At 46.0% G+C, this 2,906-nt stretch carries 3 protein-coding genes and 1 pseudogene; 1 reads left to right on the top strand and 3 read right to left on the bottom strand.

The window, feature by feature from the left end; genetic code table 11:
- Positions 1–137: 137 nt before the first annotated feature.
- A pseudogene (locus PX482_RS11605) lies at positions 138–728 on the top strand (RNA-guided endonuclease TnpB family protein); the annotation flags it as partial.
- Between the two features lie 48 nt (positions 729–776).
- Here PX482_RS11605 and PX482_RS11600 read toward each other — a convergent pair.
- From PX482_RS11600 to PX482_RS11590, 3 genes are all read right to left on the bottom strand, one after another.
- Positions 777–1,154: a hypothetical protein gene (locus tag PX482_RS11600; RefSeq protein ID WP_002758665.1), complete on the bottom strand. Its 378-nt coding sequence runs from the start codon at positions 1,152–1,154 to the stop codon at positions 777–779.
- Between the two features lie 42 nt (positions 1,155–1,196).
- Positions 1,197–2,084 (bottom strand): alpha/beta fold hydrolase, encoded by an 888-nt coding sequence (locus PX482_RS11595; RefSeq protein WP_002758663.1) that lies wholly within the window; start codon positions 2,082–2,084, stop codon positions 1,197–1,199.
- Positions 2,085–2,201: 117 nt separating this feature from the next.
- On the bottom strand, positions 2,202–2,906 hold a 705-nt coding region (locus PX482_RS11590; protein ID WP_288122459.1), incomplete at its 5' end, for an SIMPL domain-containing protein.

The raw sequence follows: 2,906 nt of genomic DNA, 5'->3' as shown, positions 1-2,906 counted from the left end.
TCCTTATCTGGCAAGAGACTTAATTGATTAGTTCGCTCTAGATAAAAAACAATTGACAAAAATCGCTAAATGCCTTTCTCTATAAGGGTTCCATCCCTTATAACCCCCGTCCATTGCATAACACAAACCGAAGAGCCATAAACGCACCAAAACCGTTAAAGAAACGATTGAAACGACTAAGAAAGGCACAGAAAAACCTTTCTAGAAAACAGAAGGGAAGTAAACGACGGGAAAAAGCCAGAAAACGAGGGGCTAAAATCCACGCAAAGATTAAGGACACTCACACTGATTTCTTGCATAAACTATCCACTAAAGTTGTTCGTGAAAATCAAACGATAGTTTTAGAGGATTTAAACACATCGGGAATGGTTAAAAATCGGAAGTTATCCCGTGCCATATCAGACTTAGGATGGCGTTCTTTTCGAGATATGCTATCAGCAAAATCTGATAAATATGGGCGTGATTTTCGGTTAATTTCCCGATGGGAGCCAACGTCTCAGCGATGTTCCTGTTGTGGTAATATCGGCGGTAAGAAAGCGTTAAATATCCGTGAGTGGGAATGTCTTTTCTGTGGGACTTTCCATGATCGAGACATCAATGCTGCGGTAAATATCAAGGTCGCCGGTGGGCAATCGGAGACTTTAAACGGACGGGTCGGAAAGCGTAAGACTTCTGTTAAAGAAGCCGCATCCTGTGAAGCGTTAACCCCATTGACGCGACTACCCTAAAAAGGTAGCGTGGTGAGGAATCACCGTCCGTTTACGGCGGTGAGGATGTCAACGGTTAGAAAGAGCGCAGTTTCCCCGCGACCAACCCCATTCTTCCACTCCCACGGAAATTTGCGAACCGGGACGGACATCTCCTTTCGATAAGTCTATCAGAGTCACACTGACTGCGGCGAATAGACTGCCACGATAAATCGGTTGTCCTTTGTTGTTAGTATTTTTAAAACTAAGGCTAGAAACTTGGGGGGGTTGACCGGAGCGCGTCCAGCGAATGCGCTCAAAACGTCCATTGAGAAATTCTGCCGAATAGGACCAACCGTTATTCATGCGGCCTTGACAAAAAAGCTGTTGTGTGGCTACAGTAGCAGGAATATTGACAGATAAACTCAGAAGGCTGAATGTACCGAGAGCGATCGGCAAAAATTTCATAAAAGTTGGCACTATAGGGTCAAATAATCCTATTATAAGTTCTTAGCTCGCGAATTTAACTATCGCAGCTGCGGTAAGTTCTGGTTTTTCGAGGTGGGGAACATGGCCACAGCGAGGAATCCAGACCAGTTGATTATTGGGCAAAGCCTGCTGAAATTTCTTCGCGTCTTCTGTGCCTAAAATTCGATCGTTTTCTCCCCAAATAATCAGAGTTTCTCGGTTTATTTGGCTTAATTTCGGCAAAAATGCCCCATAACCGCCACTTTTGGTAAAGGAGATTAAAGCCTCACTCCAGTGGGGACAATTCAGGTGCAGACTAGCACAGGTGCAAGCATCAACACTAGCCAAAGTTTGATCGAAATAGGCGGTACGACTGATATTTTGGCGCACGCGGGGATTGGCTAAAAAATTAGTTGCCCACTTATCGAGGGGAGAAAACATCAATTTACCCAAGACTGGGGGATTAGCTAGTCCTGCGCTGTCAATGAGGACTAATTTCGCCACTATTTCCGGGTAGGAGAGGGCAAAATCGAGGGCCACTGCACCCCCCATGGAAGCACCGACTAAAATTATCGGTTCGGCGATCGCAGTTCTCCAGAAATGGTAAAGATGGCTTTTAATAGTTTCGGGAGATACTTCTAAATCTGGCTCTCGCTCAGTAAAACCGAAGCCGAGTAGATCTATCGCCCAAGTTTCCCTATTTTGGGCGAGTAAAGGTAGTAAACGCCGAAATTCCAGCAGGGAACTATCAAAACCGTGCAGGAGGACAAAAGGCGGTTGACCTTGCCCTTGTTGACTATAGGTAGTTAGAATCGATCGGGGATAGATGGGGCTATCGATGGCAATTTGCTGGATATTTTCGAGGAGAGCAAGGGAGGTATCTTCGCTCAATCCCTCGCTAACAGTGGGTAAAAAGTTAGGATAATTCACGGATGAGGGGGACAGTTTTTTCTAGAGTTTCCGAACATCGGCGTTGATTTTATCAGCCTGTATCCAAGATTTCCGGTCAAAAAAACCCAGGCTGATAACTGATAGCTGAAAGTTATCTTAATAGCTAATTTCGAGGGTGACAGCAGCGCGCAGGGTTTGTTCCCCTCCGATAACCGGGCTACTGGCAGCATCGGCACTCCGACTCCGAAAAACCGCTTCTGAGCGAGCTATTGGCACGGGATTACCTGTATTACCCACTTGGATAGAAACCGTTTCTTTCGCCACTAAACCGAGGGCTTGTAACACGATTGTCGCCTGTTCTCTAGCTTGTTCCGTGGCTTTGATGAGAGCGGTTCTTTGGGCAGCTGCGATCGCTGATTCCCCAGCAGTAAAACTGACCCCATCGATGCGTGTTGCCCCGACTTTCACCGCTTCATCGATTAAAATCCCCGCTTGGGCTATATCGATCTGAAAACTAATCAAATTAGCCCCGATATAACCGATTAAACGTCTTTGGTTGTTGCTGAAGTCGTAATTGGGCTGTAAACTGATGCCGGTGGTTTCCAATTTTTCCACTTGACGGGAACGGAGAAATTTAACCACCGCATCGCTACGATTGGCGGTTTCCCGCTGCACTTTCCCCGCTTCTTTGCCTTGAACTTCTACCCCTAAGCGCACTACTGCTTGAGAAGTGGCGATATTTTCTATTCCTTCCCCCGTCACGGTAATTGTCCTCAATTCTCTTTCGTTTGCGTAACTAGGCATAACTAATCCGGTGTTGATGAGGATAAGGGACAGCAAAAAAGCCAAGCAAAATTTTCT

The sequence above is a fragment of the Microcystis sp. M53602_WE12 genome (assembly GCF_030065455.1).
Lineage (GTDB): Bacteria > Cyanobacteriota > Cyanobacteriia > Cyanobacteriales > Microcystaceae > Microcystis > Microcystis aeruginosa.
This window is presented reverse-complemented; position numbering and strand designations above follow the sequence as displayed.

What these genes read in the sequence shown, in the direction of transcription:
- PX482_RS11600 (WP_002758665.1), bottom strand. Translation starts at nt 1,154, where the DNA reads ATGAAATTTTTGCCGATCGCTCTCGGTACATTCAGCCTTCTGAGTTTA.